This is a genomic window from Comamonas sp. Z3, assembly GCF_008121565.1.
Taxonomy (GTDB): domain Bacteria; phylum Pseudomonadota; class Gammaproteobacteria; order Burkholderiales; family Burkholderiaceae_C; genus Comamonas; species Comamonas brasiliensis.
The window spans coordinates 409034-427625 of record NZ_VOQU01000005.1 but is presented as its reverse complement, the minus strand read 5'-3'; the positions used below and the strand labels follow the sequence as shown (position 1 = coordinate 427625).

General features: G+C 56.5%; 12 protein-coding genes. 5 read left to right on the top strand and 7 right to left on the bottom strand.

The genetic code is table 11. From position 1 onward, the window contains the following. Window positions 1-214 precede the first annotated feature (214 nt). Entirely contained in the window at window positions 215-2905 is a 2691-nt protein-coding gene (locus tag FSY59_RS17300) for a heavy metal translocating P-type ATPase (protein ID WP_326998620.1), read from the top strand. A gap of 64 nt (window positions 2906-2969) precedes the next feature. Beyond that, window positions 2970-4931: a cytochrome c/FTR1 family iron permease gene (locus tag FSY59_RS17295; RefSeq protein WP_080571243.1), complete on the top strand. Its 1962-nt coding sequence runs from the start codon at window positions 2970-2972 to the stop codon at window positions 4929-4931. Between the two features lie 96 nt (window positions 4932-5027). On the opposite strand, the gene FSY59_RS17290 is transcribed toward FSY59_RS17295, so the two are convergent. The 5 genes from FSY59_RS17290 to FSY59_RS17265 all read right to left on the bottom strand — a co-directional run bounded on the left by FSY59_RS17290 (window position 5028) and on the right by FSY59_RS17265 (window position 12574). Continuing rightward, complete coding sequence (locus FSY59_RS17290; RefSeq protein ID WP_019042264.1) at window positions 5028-5366, bottom strand: copper-binding protein; 339 nt, start codon at window positions 5364-5366, stop codon at window positions 5028-5030. Between the two features lie 50 nt (window positions 5367-5416). Then, window positions 5417-8563 (bottom strand): efflux RND transporter permease subunit, encoded by a 3147-nt coding sequence (locus tag FSY59_RS17285; protein WP_043003150.1) that lies wholly within the window; start codon window positions 8561-8563, stop codon window positions 5417-5419. Further along, window positions 8560-10080 (bottom strand): efflux RND transporter periplasmic adaptor subunit, encoded by a 1521-nt coding sequence (locus FSY59_RS17280; RefSeq protein WP_043003149.1) that lies wholly within the window; start codon window positions 10078-10080, stop codon window positions 8560-8562. The genes FSY59_RS17285 and FSY59_RS17280 overlap by 4 nt, the downstream gene beginning before the upstream one ends. After that, a complete protein-coding gene (locus FSY59_RS17275; protein ID WP_029158333.1) occupies window positions 10077-11309 on the bottom strand; it encodes a TolC family protein in 1233 nt (410 codons plus the stop codon). Before FSY59_RS17275 ends, FSY59_RS17280 begins: the two co-directional genes overlap by 4 nt. 920 nt (window positions 11310-12229) lie before the next feature. Then, complete coding sequence (locus FSY59_RS17265; protein ID WP_019042267.1) at window positions 12230-12574, bottom strand: DUF4148 domain-containing protein; 345 nt, start codon at window positions 12572-12574, stop codon at window positions 12230-12232. Between the two features lie 297 nt (window positions 12575-12871). Between FSY59_RS17265 and FSY59_RS17260 the strand changes: the two genes are divergently transcribed. Beyond that, entirely contained in the window at window positions 12872-13156 is a 285-nt protein-coding gene (locus FSY59_RS17260) for a heavy-metal-associated domain-containing protein (RefSeq protein ID WP_003055071.1), read from the top strand. 40 nt (window positions 13157-13196) lie between these two features. Here the strand turns inward: FSY59_RS17260 and FSY59_RS17255 are convergent, their stop codons facing one another. Together FSY59_RS17255 and FSY59_RS17250 are read right to left on the bottom strand one after the other, a co-directional pair. Next, on the bottom strand, window positions 13197-14600 hold the full coding sequence (locus FSY59_RS17255) for a heavy metal sensor histidine kinase (protein ID WP_019042268.1): 1404 nt from the start codon (window positions 14598-14600) through the stop codon (window positions 13197-13199). Then, on the bottom strand, window positions 14601-15284 hold the full coding sequence (locus FSY59_RS17250; protein ID WP_019042269.1) for a heavy metal response regulator transcription factor: 684 nt from the start codon (window positions 15282-15284) through the stop codon (window positions 14601-14603). It abuts the gene before it with no gap. 366 nt (window positions 15285-15650) lie between these two features. Here FSY59_RS17250 and FSY59_RS17245 point away from each other — a divergent pair, with 366 nt between their 5' ends. Both FSY59_RS17245 and FSY59_RS17240 read left to right on the top strand, forming a co-directional pair. Next, window positions 15651-17558 carry a copper resistance system multicopper oxidase gene (locus FSY59_RS17245; protein ID WP_019042270.1) on the top strand — a complete coding sequence of 636 codons (1908 nt, stop codon included), beginning with the start codon at window positions 15651-15653 and terminating at the stop codon, window positions 17556-17558. Between the two features lie 25 nt (window positions 17559-17583). Further along, window positions 17584-18555, top strand: coding sequence for a copper resistance protein B (locus tag FSY59_RS17240; protein WP_003055078.1), 972 nt, complete (start codon window positions 17584-17586; stop codon window positions 18553-18555). Window positions 18556-18592: the final 37 nt, after the last annotated feature.

Sequence of the window (18592 nt, the reverse complement as noted above, 5' to 3'; positions counted from 1 at the left end):
ATGCCTAACACCTTCGACAACCGCTTCACACGAGCCTGCTACCTGCTCGGGCGGTTGCTCATTAAGTTGTATCGACGACCAGTCAATCGAGCAGTCCAGTGTTCCAGAGGCAAAGGCAGTGCCATTTCTGAGCTTGCGCATCCCTTCCATGGATTGCCCAAACGAAGAACGCCCAATTCGGAACGCCGTAGAGCGAATCGCTGGTGTCACTGGGATGCGCTTTGATTTGGCTCAGCGCACCCTGTCTGTGGATGCCTCTAGCGCTTCTTGGCCGGTGGTAATTGAGGCGATCAGAGGGTTGGGCTTTCAGGTCGAGCCCTTAGCCCCGCTGTCCAAACAAGATGCCTGCAAAACGGATATCTCAACTGGAAGCACACACTGTGGAGATTCCCCTTGCAGTAGCGCTGCATGTGAAGTGACGTCTCCCATTGCTGCGCAGCCGAATGCTGATGTGAGTCCGAAGGAATTGCGACTGCACATTCCATCAATGGACTGCCCTAACGAGGAGCGACCTATTCGAGCCGCAGTGGAGCAGGTTGTCGGCGTGTCGGGAATGCGTTTCGATTTGGCACAGCGCAAGCTGTTCGTAGATGCCACCCAGACATCCTGGCCTTCGGTGATCGAAGCGATCAATCGACTAGGGTTTGAAGCTGAGCCAGAAACGTCGAATTCTCAGTTGCAAGCTGACTTAGTTGCACGCGTATCCAATAGCTCGTGTGAGGGCACAAGCTGCGGAGGCTCGGCATGTGAAACACCCCTTACGCTCCCAGTCTCAACCGCAAAGGTTGATGCAATCGAGGGCGGATTACTTCTGAGAGTACCCGCGATGGACTGCCCTACAGAAGAAGGGCAGATCCGTCGCGCACTCGAAGGCATTTCGGGAGTGCGGAGACTGCAGTTCAATCTACCCGCACGCATGTTGTCCGTAGACGCCCCTGAGTCGGCCAAAGACTCGATCATCCAGGAGCTGTTGAACGCTGGATTCAAGTCTGAAGTGCTTAGTGCTCCCTTGTCGGCAGAGCAAACGGCTCAAGCTCAACGCACTGAATTGAATCGCCTGATCGCAGCATTGGTAGTTGCAATACTCGCAGAAGGCGTCCACTTTTTTGCGCCCGACAGCCTGCCGTGGAAGGGGCTTGGTATGGGCGTCGCGGCGATGGCCATTGCACTATCTGGACTTTCTGTTTTCAAGAAAGGGCTTGGTGCGCTATTGCGGTGGCAGTTAAATATCAATGCGCTGATGAGCGTCGCAGTGATTGGCGCATTTCTCATCGGACAATGGCCTGAGGCCGCGATGGTCATGGCGCTGTATTCGTTGGCCGAACTGATTGAGGCTCGGTCAGTAGATCGAGCGCGCAACGCCATCGCCGGCTTGCTGGCATTGTCGCCGTCACAGGCGGAGATTCAGCAGCCGGATGGCTCTTGGAGCGCCTTGGACGCGAAACTGGTGCCAGTTGGATCATTGGCGCGCGTGAAACCAGGTGAACGGTTTGCTTTGGATGGACGTGTCATTGCAGGCAACAGTGCGGTAGATCAATCTCCTGTCACAGGGGAAAGCGTTCCCGTGGATAAAAGTCCAGGCGACGATGTCTATGCTGGCACTATCAACCAAAGTGGCTCGCTGGAATTTCGTATCACTAGACCGGCAAGCGACACTGTGTTGGCGCGGATCATTCATGCGGTAGAAGAGGCACAGAGCCAACGCGCCCCAACACAACGGTTCGTGGATAAGTTTGCAGCCGTCTACACGCCAGCAGTCTTCGTAATGGCTCTAGCGGTCGCTCTTGGAACGCCCTTGTTTTTGGGGTGGGAGTGGATGACAGCAATCTACAAGGCACTGGTCCTTCTGGTAATCGCCTGCCCATGCGCCTTGGTCATTTCCACCCCAGTAACTGTTGTCAGTGGACTCGCCGCAGCTGCTCGTCGAGGCATCCTCATCAAGGGAGGAGCGTACTTGGAACAGGCTCGTCAGCTGTCTATGCTCGGACTGGATAAGACGGGAACTCTTACCGAGGGGCGTCCCAAGCTTGTGTTTAGCAAAGTGCTATCCACTGTCAGCAGCGAAGCCGATGTTCTGAGCTGGGCTAAGAGCCTAGCGGAGCGCTCTGACCATCCCGTGTCTAAGGCCGTTGTTAACGGTTTGGCAAATGATGCGATAGAGGTTCAGAACTTCGCTGCGGAACTGGGCAAAGGAGTTCACGGGAGCATTGGTGGCGTGAATTACGTGCTGGGCAATCATCGCTGGATTCACGAACGCGGTCAGTGTTCATCTGAACTTGAAGCGGCCCTGCGAGAACAAGAGTTGCAAGGTCGCACACTGTCGTTGTTTGCCAATGACAGTGAAGTACTCGCAGTATTTGCGGTCGCTGATACCACCAAGGAATCCAGTCGGCAAGCCATTGCTGAATTGAAGGCCTTGGGTGTACAGACGGTCATGCTGACCGGCGATAACGAAGCCACAGCAGCAGCGATCGGACGAGAGGTTGGTATCAATGAAGTGCGTGCCAATCTGTTGCCGCAGGACAAACAGTCCTGGGTCGCGCAGATGGCTGAAGGTCACGTCGTCGGTATGGTTGGCGATGGCGTGAACGACAGTCCTTCGCTCGCGGCTGCCTCGATTGGATTTTCCATGGGGGCCGCTGGTACAGATACGGCTAAGGAAGCTGCCGATGTTCTGATCATGAACGACGATCTGCGCAAGGTGGCTGAAACCATTCGTCTTTCCAAACGAACCCATGCAATCCTTTGGCAAAACATCACCATTGCCCTTGGTATCAAAGCCGTATTCTTTGCTTCTGCAGTCTTTGGCAACGCCTCGATGTGGATGGCTGTCTTTGCAGATATGGGGGCTAGCTTGTTGGTGGTTTTCAATGGCCTTCGCCTTCTTAAAGCCTCCCGCGTTTAACTAGCGTTGCTCAACGCAATTTTTCGGCCCGCAAGACGGGCCTGCTTTTCGCTCAGGAACAAAAATGAGTCGTACTTACGTGGCATACCCAGCCACCTCTCACGTTGCACGAAAGGTTCTTGCAACTTGCCTATTGCTTCTCGCAGTGAGTTGGGCTGCAGTTGCCAGTGCTTCTGAAGCTGACGTGCGTCGTGTGTGGCAGATACTTGACTATCTCGCGGTGGACTATGGCGGTGCTGTGCAAGATGGAAAGGTGATCGCACCATCTGAGTATGACGAAATGCAGGAGTTTGCACAGACAGCTCGCAACAAGATCAGTTCTCTGGAGGAAAAGCCGGAGCGCCAGACGCTACTGAAAGAGAGCGAAGCTCTACAGGCTGCAATTGCGACCAAGTCAGATCCTGCTACTGTGGGGAGCTTGGCAAAGGGCCTAGCCAATCACGTGATTGCCGTATATCCAGTCCCACTGGCCCCGACCTCAGTTCCGAATCTCCAATTGGGTGCTTCTGTGTATGCGGCCAACTGTGCTGCTTGTCATGGTGCATCAGGAAATGGGGACGGAGTTTTAGCCAAGCAGCTTGACCCCAAACCCATTGCGTTCACGGACCATGACCGTGCCCGTCAGCGCAGTGTTTTCGCGCTCTACCAGGCGGTGAGTCAGGGAATCGCAGGTACAGCAATGCCCGCATTTGCACAGCTTTCAGAGGAGGACCGTTGGTCTGTGGCGATGTTCCTAGGAACTTTCGCTCATGATGATCACCAACGCCAACAAGGGCAGCTACTTTGGAAGGAGTCAGAGAAGATCCGGACTGAGGTCGCAGGCATGGATCATTTTGTTCGTCTAACTGAGGCAGAGTTGGCGGACTCTCTGGGAGAGGACCAGGCCAAGGCCACTGTAGCTTTTCTTCAGGCTCATCCGGATTCGCTTTCTGCTCCGCGTGTAAAGAGCCTGACGCTTGCCCGTGAACGACTGAATCAGAGTGTTGCAGCCATCAAGGACGGCAAACCAAAGGAGGCAGCCGAGTTTGCTTTGTCTTCCTATTTAGATGGAGTCGAGCCCTTCGAACAAGCTCTGGCAACAAGAGACGGAACACTGAAGACCCGCATTGAAGTGGCTATGGGTCAGTATCGCTCGTTGATTGCGTCGAAGGCTTCGGCTCAAGAGATTGAAACGGCAGCTATCGGTATTCAGGATCTATTTAATGCGGCGGATCAGGTTCTCACTGAATCTAGCACTGACGCGACCGCGGCATTCTTCGGCAGCTTGACTATCCTACTTCGTGAGGGCCTCGAAGCGCTTTTAGTCGTTGTCGCAATGATCGCCTTCCTGCGCCAGGCAAAGCGTCCTGATGTTCTGCCTTATGTACACGCTGGCTGGCTCGGAGCATTGGCTGCAGGTGGCGTCACCTGGGCTATTGCGACGTATGCAGTTTCGATCAGCGGTGCCAATCGTGAGGTCACCGAAGGGCTTTCCAGCCTGTTTGCAGCGGCAGTGCTTTTGAGTGTGGGTATCTGGATGCACCAAAAGAGCGTCGCTGGTCAGTGGCAGGCGTATCTGCGAGAGCGCATGTCTGCTGCACTGAATCGCCGTTCGGCCTTCTTTATGTTTGGTCTGGCATTCGTCGCCGTGTACCGTGAAGTATTCGAGACCATCTTGTTCTTCGCCGCAATGTGGGGCCAAGGAAATGATGGAGCAATCCTTGCAGGCCTTGGGGTGGGCGTGCTGTGTCTTGCGCTGATAACGGTTCTGCTGCTGCGATACAGCGCCAAGCTGCCAATTGGTAAATTCTTCTCTGTAAGTTCTTGGCTGGTCGCAGTTTTGGCGGTGGTGTTAACCGGGAAGGGAATTGCCGCGTTGCAGGAAGCAGGATGGATTGCTCCCAGTGCTTTGCCAGCACCTCGTTTGGAAGTGTTAGGCATTTTCCCTTCAGTGATCGGGCTTGTCGCGCAGGGCCTGGTTCTTCTGTTCGTGCTGGCCTTCTTTTTCCGAAATGCTCAACGGAAGCCGGAAAATATAGCGCAATGACGGATAGCAGACCTGATGCATAGCTATCAGGGTTTGCGGTTTAAACGAGGCTTTACAACAAAGGGACTGCGATTTACATGGCAGTCCCTTTTTCTATCAATGGTTCGGTTTCAGTTCCGTGACCATCGCCTTGCCCTTGATAGCCTCGGCCTGGAATTTAACCTTGTCGCCGACCTTCAGGCCGTCGAGCATCTTTTTGTCGGCTACCTCAAATCCCATGGTCATGGCAGGCATGGCCAGGTTCGGAATATCTCCGTGACGCAATACGATGAGGTTCTTTTGAGCGTCGATTTTGCGAACCTCGCCATCAACGAGGGGCATGCTGGCCGAAGTGGCTCGGGCTGCAGGCTGCATCGGCATTTTCATGTCCTGCGCATGAGTTGTTGTGAACGCTGCTAACGCGACGGCTGCGGTAAGGATGTGGGCTGTTTTCATGGTTCTATCTTCCAAGGTGTAATGGTTATGAAGCCTTGATTGCAGATGCTTCAAGGTTTGAGGGGGGGGCGCTCTGCAGTTGGACGCTTGCGATGGATCAAGTACCAGGCAGCTGGGATGACCAGCATGCTCAGGAGCGGGGCTGTGACCATGCCGCCGACCATCGGAGCGGCGATGCGGGTCATAACTTCCGAGCCGGTGCCGTGTCCAACCAGAATGGGAAGCAGACCCGCCATCACTACCGCTACGGTCATGGCCTTCGGCCGCACGCGCATGACGGCTCCCTCGCGAATGGCGGCCAGCAACGTTGCCTCATTGTCCGGCTCGCCTGCGGCCAGATGCTGTTTCCAGGCGTTCTGCAGGTAGACCAGCATCACGACGCCAAACTCGGCGGCAACGCCGGCCAGGGCAATGAACCCCACGGCCGAGGCCACTGACACTGCGTGACCGAGCGCCCAGATGAACCAGAACCCACCGACCAGCGAGAATGGAACTGCTGCCATGACCAATGCGGCATCGCCTGCGCTGCGAAACAGCACGTAGAGCAGCATGAAGATGACGGCCAAAGTGAGTGGTACGACGATTTTCAGGCGTTCCGTAGCCCGCTCCAAATACTCGAATTGGCCAGACCACGACAAGGCATAGCCGGCAGGCATTGCCACCTGCTTGGCGACAACGGCTTGCATGTCATGGACGACGGAGCGCAAGTCCCGGCCACGCACATCCACATACACCCAGCCCGAGAGTCGTGCGTTTTCGCTACGGATCATGGGCGGGCCTTCTGCGATGACGATCTTGGCGACGTCCTGCAGGAGCACGGTGGCGCCTTTGTCAGTCACGAAAGGCAGCTTGCGCAGGCGTTCCAGCGAATCGCGGATTTCGCGCGGGTAGCGGACGTTCACCGGAAAGCGCTCTCGACCTTGAATGACTTCTCCGACATTCTCACCACCGATGGCGGTGGCTATGACCGCCTGCACGTCGGCCACAGAAAGTCCGAACCGTGCAGCGGCTTGTCGGTCTACATCCACGTCAATGTACCGGCCCCCAGTCAAGCGTTCGGCCAATGCGGAAGAAACACCAGGCACTCCGCGCACGGCGGATTCAATCTGTGCCGCGAGCTTGTCGATGGTGGCGAGGTCTGGTCCGGCGACCTTAATACCCACGGGGCTCTTGATGCCGGTGGCCAGCATGTCGATGCGGTTGCGGATGGGCGGCACCCATACGTTAGACAGGCCCGGCACCTTGACCACCCGGTCGAGTTCCTCGACCAGTTTCTCTGGCGTCATGCCAGGGCGCCATTGCTCGCGCGATTTGAACTGGATGGTGGTCTCGAACATTTCCAATGGCGCTGGATCGGTGGCGGTATCGGCCCGTCCCGCCTTGCCGAACACACGCTTAACCTCGGGCACTGTTTTGATAAGCCGGTCTGTCTGTTGCAACAACTCTGCGGCCTTTGAGACCGAAATACCAGGCAACGCCGAGGGCATGTACAGCAGATCGCCTTCGTCCAGCGGCGGCATGAACTCACCGCCCAGCCGCATGACCGGAATTGCGGTGATAGCCAGGGCCAATGCCGCTGCCAGCAGCGTTGCTATAGGGAAGCGCAAGACTAGCTCGAGAGCCGGTCGGTAGAGCGCAATCAGGCCGCGATTGATCGGGTTCGCAGTTTCCTTAGGTATGCGCCCGCGAATGAGGTATCCCATCAGCACCGGAACCAGCGTTATCGAGAGGCCGGCAGCAGCAGCCATCGCGTAGGTCTTGGTGAAGGCTAGCGGCGAGAACAGCCGTCCTTCTTGGGCCTCCAGTGTGAACACGGGCAGGAATGACAGGGTGATGACCAGCAACGAAAAGAACAGCGCTGGGCCAACCTCCACGGCCGATTGAGCGATCAGTTCCCAGCGCTCGGCCACGGACGGCGGGCGTCCATGTCGTTCTTCAAAGTGCTCCAGATGCTTGTGCGCAGCTTCGACCAAGACCACAGAGGCGTCGACCATGGCCCCTAGAGCAATGGCCACACCGCCCAGCGAGAGAATGTTCGCGCTCACGCCTTGCCAGTGCATCACGCCGAAAGCCGCTAGCACCCCAATAGGCAGCGTTACAACGGCCACCAGCGCGGAGCGCAGGTGGAATAGGAAGATGGCACAGACTACGGCGACGACGGCGAACTCCTCCAGGAGCTTGACACGCAGGTTGTCGACCGCACGATCAATGAGCTGGGAGCGGTCATAGGTTTCCACCACCTCAACGCCTTTGGGCAGACTGGGCTTTAGCTTCTCCAGCTTGGCTTTGACGGCTTCGATGGTGGCACGGGCATTCTTTCCGGAGCGCATGACCACCACACCGCCCGTGACTTCACCCTCGCCATCCAGTTCGGCGATGCCTCGGCGCATTTCTGGGCCAATCTGGACGGTGGCCACGTCTTTCAGCAGCACAGGTGTCGCTCCGCTGAGGGTGAGCGGGATGGTACGGAAGTCCTCCAGTGATTGAAGGAATCCGCGCGAGCGCACCATGTACTCGGTCTCGGCCATTTCCACTACCGAACCGCCCGACGACTGATTGGCCTTCTGCAGAGCCTGCACGACCATGGACTGCGTAATGCCGAGCACTCGCATCCGGTCCGGGTCGAGCACCACCTGGTATTGGCGGACCATGCCGCCGATGCTGGCGACTTCTGCCACATCCGGAACGGTTTTCAGCTCGAATTTCAGAAACCAGTCGTTGAGGGCTCTCAGCTGTCCAATATCGTTATGGCCGCTGCGGTCGACCAGCGCGTACTCGTAGACCCAGCCCACACCTGTGGCATCCGGGCCTAGCGCGGCTGTCGCACCTACTGGTAAGCGGCTTTGCACCTGGTTCAGATACTCCACCACCCGTGACCGTGCCCAGTACGGATCGGTCTTGTCGTCGAACAGGATGTAGACGAAGGAGTCGCCAAAGAACGAATAGCCTCGGACGGTTTTAGCCCCAGGTACGCTCAACATGGTCGTGGTCAGCGGGTAGGTCACGAGGTCTTCCACCACCTGAGGTGGTTTGCCTGGATAGGTGGTGCGGACGATTACCTGCACGTCGCTCAGGTCTGGCAGTGCATCGACTGGAGTGCGAGATGCCGACCAGATGCCTGCCGCCACAAGGAACGCTGTGACGACCAACACCAAAAAGCGGTTGGCGATGGACCAACGGATAAGGGTAGCAATCACTTGGCGCCTCCGGTGGTTCCTGCGTCACTGCCGCTTTTCTGCACGGAGACGACTTCCCAATCTAGGGGCCCGCCTTTTCGGAACTCGAAGCGCACCAGATCTCCTGGCTTCAAACCCGTGAGCGTTATCGAGTCGGCCTTGCCAAAGCTCATTGTCATGGCGGGCCACTTGAGTTTGGGTACGGGACCATGCGAGATCGTGATCCCGTCGTCATCGATGCTTTCCACCTTGCCCTCGGCGCGGTAGATGTCCGAGGCTTCGGTGGCCGTAGCAGGCACAGGTTGGGGTTGGCCGGCTTCCATGGCTCCCAGAGCTGACTTGAGCCGCGCTTCGGAGTCCACCAGGAATTGGCCGCTGGTAATTACTTCCTCGCCTTCGCGCAAGCCTTGCAGCACCTCCAATTGATCACCCAAGTCCTCGCCCAGTTTGATTTCCCGAGGCTCGAAGTTGTCAGACTCCTTGCGGACGATGACCAATGCACGGGTGCCGGTACGGATGACGGCTTCAGCAGGCACGACCAGGCGAGAGGTTGGAGCCCCGCCAACCTGCAAGCGCAGCAGCAACCCCGGTATCAGTTTGCCGCTGCGGTTATCGACCTCGAATCGTGCCTGCAAGGTGCGCGTGCTGGCGTTGACCTGCGGTAGGATCTCCTTCAATTCGCCGTCGAAGGTTTGGGATGCATCGGCTTGCAGAACGGCCTTGACCTTCTGGCCACGCGTCAGGCGTACGGCTTGTGCCTCCGGCACTTCAGCTACGGCCCAGACCTTTTCCAGGCCGGAGATGCGGAATAACGTCAGGCCAGGTGACACCTGGGCTCCTTCCCGAACACCGAGTTCCGTCACCACGCCATTTACCGGAGCCTGCAAGGGGTAGCGAGCCTGGGCGACCCCGGTTTCCTCAGTCTTGCGGACCAGTTCTGCGGGGATGGACATGGCGCGCATGCGCTCACGTGCTGCCGTAATAAGTTCCAGGGGCACACCTGCGCGCTTGAGTGCGAGCAGCTCGTTCTGCGGACCCAGCCACTCTGGCGCAAAAATGGTGGCCAGCGCCTGACCTTTCCGCACTTGCTCCATTGGAGCACGTACTGCCAAATGCTCGACATAGCCGGTAACACGGCTCTGGACAGCGACACTCAGACGCTCATCGAACTGTACCGTTCCAACGGCATCGAACGACGCACCGATGTTGGCTCGCTTGACCATCGTGGTCCGGATGCCGAGGTTCTGCTGCACCGTTGAGCTGACTTTGACACCTGTGTCATTGGCATCGTCCGCATAGACGGGCACCAATTGCATGTCCATGAATGGCGACTTGCCGGGCTTGTCAAAGCGTGGTCCCGGCACCATGGGGTCATGCCAGTAGAGAATCTTGCGCTCGCCTGTGGGAGCCTTGGATTCCGAGGCGGCTACGGCCTGGGGGGCAGCGCCTTCGGAGGTCAAGCGGCCAATAAAGAAGCCACCGGCTGCCAGCAGTACGCCTGCCGTAACCAATGAAGTGACCAGTGCTGTGCGCTTCATTGGGCACCTCCATGAGCGATGGGTTTGAGGTTCAGTTGGGCCTGCGTACGTACCAAATCACGCTGCAGTGCGAGGAGTTTTCTCTGAGCTTCGACCTCGGCATGTCGTGCCTCAAACACGGCGGTCAGGGCCAATTGATTTGAGCGGTAGGCTGCCAGGGCGGCGGAAGTGCGCTGTCTGGCCGGAGTCACTACGGAGCCTTGGTATCTCTCGATACGCTGCTGCAGGCGCGCGGCGTCGCTAGTCAAGGTGCGGTAATCGGCCATGGCTGCGCGCATTCCCTCCGTCAGGTCAGCCTCTGCTTTGTCGACCATGGCCAGCTTGGCCGAGGTTTCGCGGTCTTGGCGCTGGCTTGGTGCGATTTGGAGCGGGATGCTGACGCCGACTGAAACCAAATCGGAATAGCCAGTGCGCTGGCCGTAGGACACTTCCCAGGTCCAGTTGGGAGAGCGCTCCTTGGCTGCGACGTTTGCACTCTGGCGAGCAATTTCGACGTCGCTTTTTAAGCCTGCGACGGCTGGATATCTCGCCACGTAGTCCCGCTCCTCGGGAACCGGGAAGGTCGGTGGCTTGTTGAGAGCGTCGGGAAGAACGCCGATCCAGCGTTGCAGACTGACCATGGCTGCAGACTGCTGTTGGCGAACCTCTTCACTTTCATCCTCTGCAATCCCTTTGGCGGATAGGAGTTGCAACGCTTCTGCGCTGTTGCCTGTGGCAGCTGCTATGCGGCTTTTTGCCGCATTCAGCTCCTCGTGCAAGTGATGTTCGGTCTGGGTGGTTAGCTTGAGTGCTTCAGTGGCGAACCAAGCATCGACATACGCCATGCTGGCCTGCAGGCGAGCCTCGGCTTCGGCAATGTCTTTTTGTACGGCGTCGCGGTCGGCTCTTGCACGAGCCGCACCTTCGCGCGCGGCTCGTTTATCGGCGGAGAGCCACTCCTGGCTGACACCGATGCGCTTCATTGTCATGGACTCACGGGTACCGCTGAAGCGGTCTGAGCCGGTAACCGGGAAATTGTCGATGCCGGCCCGCAGCATGGGGTCTGGCAGCTGACCCGCAGCCTGGATGGAATGGACAGAGCCTTGCATCGCCGCCTGGGCTGCGCGGGCTGCTTCGGAGCGTTGGACGGCCAAGCTTATTGCCTGGTCGAATGAAATCGATTCTGCAGCAGCAACGGCCGGCAGAAAGACGGCAGCCAGGGAGGCCGCTCGCAAAAAAATAGGGGACATGGAAACTCCGTGGACGAATGAGGGCATCGCCGGCGTATGGACAAGCCATGCCAGCACCAGTCAGTCGACGGAGTGATCAGACTCTGAGTCTGAGAGTAGAGAGAAAAAGAGGGTCCGGAGGCGGTCGAACCTCCAAGGTGATGGGCCAGGACACTGCAAGTGCAGCATCAAATTCGAGCACTAGCGGCAGTTCCAACACCTGCACGATGGCAGGTAATGACGCCACGGGCAGTTTGACTGCTTCGAAGGTCACATCCGGGGCATTGGTGTACTGATGACACAGAACCGGTTGCTGTTGGTCCATACCTTCGCATGGTATGCCGGCCTCCATCCTGGCCGTCATTGCATCAACGCCTTCCTCCTGTGGGCAGACGTAACCCGCCAACGCCAACTGTGCGAACAGCAGCGAAAGCGCCACAAGGACTGCGGTGGATAGGCGGTGAATGCGACTTCGTAGCATGGCAGCAGTTAGTGTAGTCAATCTACCAGGGGTACGCGGTGAAGGCCATACGTTGCTACCGATCTTTAATTGCTACAGATCTTCGGCAAGCCAGTGGTTAACTCGCATCCTAGGAGCAAACGCTACAGCTGTGTCTGAAGGAAGCGCGACACCGTATGCACAACTCAGTTCTGAAGAAGGCGGTGTCCTGTCCCATCCTCAAGTTAATGGATGAGGAAACATGCAATGTGATGCTCGGTAGCGATATCCGCCTCGGTGAGTCCGCGCATCGTTGAACCCAGTGTCGCCCCCCTAAGTGATGATTGCGATCATCTGGGCCGAAATTCTTCCGGGAAATTTGTAGTTAGCTCAAGCTTATGTTCTACATGCAGAGGCCTCTGTTGCTTGAGGCCTCTGCGGTAGATCGGAACAAAAATGCAGGAAAGAGCTGCATCCGCGATGCATGCGTCTTTGATGGAGATCAGCCTGCAAATGATTGGAGGCGAGCATCTCGCGCAGCTGGCGATTCATTACGCGTTTCGTTGATCACTTGCTCGCGGGTTTTGCTCGATCCTGTCTCGGGAGTTCCACGTGGGAAATTGCTTTCACCGTAAGAAAGGCGGCCCTGCTTCATGGCAGCTTCAGTCTCGGCCTTGACTTGAGCTCGGGTTTTCTGGCTTACAAAGTGCTCCGGATGCACGATCACGCCTTGTTCATTGTTGGCTGGATGCTCGTAGGCTGCAGAGGCCATTCCAGGAAGAGCCAGGGTGACAACGGCAGCAACGCTTGCGAGTACGGAGGAAATGGAGATGCGGTTTTGAGACATGGTTGGCTCCTAAGACAGTTGATGAACACATCTCCTGGACCTTGATCAAGGTGAGGAGAAGATGGGTTGATCTTAGGAGTCGGAGCCCAACAAAATCAGGTCTGTCCGGTGACATTGTTGTCAGCTTTTTCGCGGCAGCTCTTACCCCAAATCTGCATACCAATAAACCCAAAGCGAAAAGCGAAGACCAACGTAGTTGACGTACACAGCGTGCTCCAGTGCATGTGCAGACAGATACTTGACATTCACATCATGTGAAGGATGAAACTTTAGCCACAAGCTTTAAAGGAGTACGTAATGGCTATTTTTCGCATCAATGACATGAAATGTGGTGCCTGTGCCGCGCGGATTCAGCGCTCCATTTTGGCGATCGATGATGAAGCAAAGATCGGAGTGAATGCGCGAGATAAAACGGTGCAAGTCTCTGGCGATCTGAGCGACGCCGACTACATGTTGGCCATCCAGACCGCTGGATACACTCCAGAATTATTGGCGTTAGCCGAAGCCGAGCAGGCAAATGCTGAGAAGCCGCAGACGAAATGCTGCGGCTCAACTTCAGCAAAGACATCTTGCTGCGGATAGTGTCTTCTTGCTTTCAAGAAAAGCCTGTTTTCTGATCTGCTTAGGAAGTCGGCTGCGGAGTGGGGAATTTCAAGGTGAAGCGAGTTCGTCCATCGGCTGAAGTGGCGGTAATGGAGCCTCCATGAGCTTCGGCAATTGCTCGGGTGATGGCCAAACCCAATCCGCTACCGTCTGAGTCCGGATGAGCCCTGGAAGGGTCAGCTCGGTAGAAGCGGTCAAATAACCTGGGCAGGACTTTGGGATCAATGTCCTGCCCTGTATTTTCCACAGTGACAAGTGTCCAGGAAGCTGCGGTCTCAATGTCGATGGTGACCATGCCTGCATGCGGCGTGTAGCGCAAAGCATTAGATAGCAAATTACTCACAGCACGATGGAACATCAGTCGATCACCATCAACGAGTCCATCGCCTTTTAACTTCAAATGAATTTGCTTTTCTTCAGCGACAGCCTCGTAGAACTCCAGCAATGCATACGATTCTTGCTGTGCCGAAAATTGCTCCTTGCGCGGCAGGCTTACGCCCCGTTCAGTTTTGGCCAGAAAAAGCATGTCTGACACCATACGAGCCAAACGCTGAAACTCTTCGGCATTAGAGGCAAGAATGTCTCGGTATGTCGCGGCGTCACGCTTGGATGCCAGCACAACCTGAGTCTGCGTCAACAGGTTGCTGATGGGCGTGCGTAGTTCATGGGCCAGATCAGACGCGAAATCTGTCAGTCGCTGAAAATCGTCCTGCAACCGATCCAGCATGCGATTGAGCTCATGCGCCAAATCGGCCATTTCTACGGGTACAGCCTCGACCGGCATGCGTTCACTCATCTTCTGTCCCGTCACAACGGCCGCACGTGATTTCATTTCTCGCAGCGGTGCCAGCCCTTGTCGAGCGGCGAGCCAAGACAGAAGTGAGCACAGCAAAATTGCTGCGATCACATAAATGGCAAAGCTTGTGCGAATTCCGTTGAGGAATTGAATGTGATGCTTGGTGTCTGCTGCGATCAGTACCTTTAATGGTGACGGTGCGTAGGCCGGTAGCGTCTCAAAGCTCAAGATGTGGAATTCTGCGTCTGCATGCCGCCACACCCCAAACGATCCTTCCTTGTCGATAGAAGCCGAGTTGCGATCCGGCACTGCAAAGCCGGATGCGGGCGATTGAAATACGGTTTCTCCTTGGGCATCTTTCACCTGGACTTGAAGATCCTCGTGATAGTTCAGTGCCTCATTTAAACGCCAACGAGCATCATCGACCGACTTGGTGTTCTGGAGAATTTTCTCGATCAAATGGCGCTTGTCCTGAAGCGTCATTCGGTCCAATTCCACGAAATGCTTTTCTGTAACGACTAGAAATAGGCCGCCTAAACCTAGCACTACGGCTGCCGCAACAGCCGTGAAGCAGAGGGCCAAGCGAATCGTTAAAGAGAGCTTTACCTTGCGAGTGAGACGCTGCACCTATTCCTCCTCGGGGACTTCAAGCACATAGCCCATTCCTCGTACGGTCTGGATCAGTTTGATCGAGTGGCCTTCGTCAATTTTTGCCCGCAGACGGCGCATGGCCACCTCAATGACGTTGGTGTCGCTGTCGAAATTCATGTCCCATACCTGCGATGCGATCAATGAACGTGGCAGCACTTCACCATGTCGGCGCATCAGCAACTCCAAGAGTCCGAACTCTTTGGCTGTGAGGTCAACACGTTTGCCGTTGCGAGATACGCGGCGACGCAGCAGGTCTAGCTCGAGATCTGCAACAGTCAGAGTAGTACCTTCATTGGCCGGATGTCCACGTCTAAGAATAATGCGAACTCTGGCGAGTAGCTCTGCGAAAGAAAACGGCTTTACCAGGTAATCATCAGCGCCGAGCTCTAGTCCTTTGACACGGTCCTCGACATGGTCCCGTGCAGTAAGAAACAGGACCGGCATATGTAGTCCCCGATCACGCAGAGACTGGAGCACCTGCCAACCATTGAGGCCCGGCAGCATGACATCCAAGATCACCAAGGAGTATTCACCTTGCAGAGCCAGATGTAAGCCGTCTGAGCCATTTGGGACGAGGTCAGCAATGTAGCCAGCCTCGGTCAGTCCTTGGCGCAGGTACTCACCTGTTTTAGGCTCATCTTCGACAATCAAAATCCTCATGTACTCGCTCCGCTGCAGTCGACGATCAAGAGTGTGCCGAGTTTGATGCCCTCTGACATGAAGATAAGAAAAATGTAATGTTCCTGAAATCCTGGCGATAGAAAGGCTCAACACGGCCTTGTTGTTCTCTCCTGGGAAGCCATCAAGCGTGGTGAGCAGAGTGAACCTTCTGGTTGCAACGAGGGCATGGCTGGATAGAAGCCCTCTGTCGCACCAAACATGACGCGAGCATTACATGAATGTAATGAATGAGTCACTCCACCGAAATTCAGCACGCCCTAGCATACTGAACATATCGAGCGCTCATTGCATCAGGCAAGCGTTACCGAAAACGAATTTCTTGGAAGCTCTGGAGGATTTCACCTTATGCCGCGTCATTCGCCATTTTTTGTCACTCCCACTCAAGGGTTCTCTCGTCGGCGCTTCGTTCAGGGGCTGGCCGCAGGAGGCGTTCTGGCGGGCCTGTCAACGCAGTCGCTCATGGCATTCGCACAGCAGAGCTCCACAGTCCGCGGGGCCGCTCCGGTGCTGAAGGGTAACGAGTTCGATTTGGTGATCGCCGAGTCCGCAGTGAACTTTACGGGCAAGCCTGGCATGGCGACCACGATCAATGGATCGCTTCCTGCTCCAACCCTGCGCTGGCGAGAGGGTGAGACGGTGACGATTCGCGTCACTAACAAGCTTCGCGAGGCCACTTCTATTCATTGGCACGGCATTATCTTGCCCTACCAGATGGATGGAGTTCCAGGCATCAGCTTTGCGGGCATTCCTCCTGGAGAGACGTTTACCTACCGCTTCAAGGTTCAGCAAAGCGGTTCCTACTGGTATCACTCACATTCAGGCATGCAGGAACTCACCGGCATGTATGGAGCGATCATCATTGATCCCGCAGGACCTGAGACTATCCGTGCAGATCGTGACCATGTCGTGCTCTTCTCTGACTGGACTGACGAAGACCCCATGCGCGTTTTCGCAAAGCTCAAGGTTCAGGGCGACTACTACAACTACAACCAGCCCACGGTCTTTGATTTCTTCCGTGATGCATCGCGTGATGGCGTGTCAGCGGCATTAGACAAGCGCAAGATGTGGAACGAGATGCGCATGAATCCAACGGATTTAGCCGACCTCTCTTCTGCGACCCTGACCTACCTCGCAAATGGCGTCACACCTGCAGGCAATTGGACTGCTCTTTTCCGTCCGGGCGAGCGTGTCCGGCTGCGCATGGTCAACGGCGCGGGCAATACCTTCTATGACGTACGTATACCGGGCCTGAAGCTCACGGTGGTGCATGTTGACGGTGTCGACGTAGAGCCTGTGACTGTCGATGAATTCCGATTCGGCCCTGGCGAAACCATAGACGTGATTGTCGAGCCACGTGATGACGCCTATACGATTTTTGCCCAGTCGATGGACCGAACAGGCTACGCACGCGCTACGTTAGCAGTGCGCGAAGGCCTGCAGGCTCCAGTCCCCGCACTCGATCCCGTCGAATGGCTGGGTATGAGCGACATGATGGGCGCCATGAGCCATGGCAGTTCTGGAGCCGACATGGACATGACCGGCATGTCTGGGATGACCGGCATGTCTGGGATGACCGGCATGTCTGGGATGACGGGTATGGCCGGGATGGCTGGTATGTCGGGGGCAATGGCCGGCATGGATCATGGTGCGATGGCCGGCATGAATCACGGTGGTATGGCGATGGACCATAGTCAGCATGCCAAGCCTGCTGGGAGCTTGGCAGTGCCCAGCACCACCGCACGCCATGCTCGCACTGAATATGGCGCAAGAACAGATATGCGAGTCGATATGGCCCGCACCAATCTTGACGATCCCGGTATCGGTCTGCGCAATAACGGCAGACGGGTGCTGACCTTGGCAGATCTGCATACACCTTCAGGTCCGATGGACTCGCGCGGTCCTGGACGAGAGGTGGAGTTGCACCTGACGGGGAATATGGAGCGATATTCCTGGTCTCTTGATGGATTGGAGTTCGGGCAATCAACGCCTGTTCACTTCCGTCACGGCGAGCGTTTGCGAGTCATCCTGCACAACGACACGATGATGACTCACCCTATGCACTTGCATGGGATGTGGAGTGAACTGGAGAGCCCTGATGGTCGATTCCTCGCCCGTCGACACACCTTGCCAGTACAGCCTGCACAACGCATCAGCTTCTTGGTGACGGCAGATGCTCTGGGGCGCTGGGCATGGCATTGCCACCTGATGTTCCACATGGATGCAGGCATGTTCCGCGAAGTCGTAGTGTCTTGAACAAACCTCACAAGGAAGATCAAAAATGTCCAAAGCACTCCCTATTCGTGCATTGTCCACTGCGCTCCTCGCTCTGGTGAGTATTGCGGCCCAGGCGCAAAGCGACCATTCATCGCATGGCCAAGCGAATATGCAAATGGAAGCACCGGCAAGCCCTGCCACAACTGCAGCTGATCCACATGCAGGTCATGGTGCTATGACTGGCAGCGCTGCAAGCGGCCCTGCGATGGATCACGGCAGCATGCAGATGCAAGGGGGATCCGCACCTCCAGATGCTCGCGACCCACATGGGTATTCCAATGGGTTGACCTTGGGATCGGGCGATTACGCGGTGCCTGGCGTCCCGCGCTTGATGCTTGCGGACGAGCATACCTTTGCCTCGCTGCGTGGTGAGACCCTGGAACGCCGTTTTTCACGCAGAGGTGATGATTCAACGGCCTATGACTTGCAAGCATGGTACGGGACCTCATACAACAAAGCTGTCTTGAAGGCAGAAGGTGACGTCGCCAAAGGAAAGCTCGAAGAGTCTCGCACCGAACTGCTATGGAGCCGTGCTGCCACAACCTATTGGGATACACAGCTTGGTCTGCGCTTAGACAACGGCGTGGGACCTAGCCGTCAATGGCTGGCATTTGGTGTACAGGGCCTAGCCCCTTACTGGTTCGAGCTGGAGGCCACAGCCTATGTTGGCAGTGGCGGCAGAACTGCGCTTCGCCTAAATGCAAGCTACGAACTATTGCTGACTCAGCGCCTGATCCTTGAGCCTAGAGCTGAAATGCAGTTTTACGGCAAGGATGATCCAGAGCGCCACATCGGCAAGGGCCTAGCCGAAGCATCTGCGGGCTTGCGACTGCGCTACGAGTTCAGCCGTCAGTTCGCTCCATATATCGGCGTCGAACGTGCGGGCAGTTTCGGGCGAACCGCAGATCTCGTTCGTGCAGACGGCGGCCGTGCTCAACAAACACGATGGGTGGCCGGTGTCCGCTTCTGGTTCTAGCCAGACCAATGTGCACTTCCTCGCTGGCGCGTTCTTG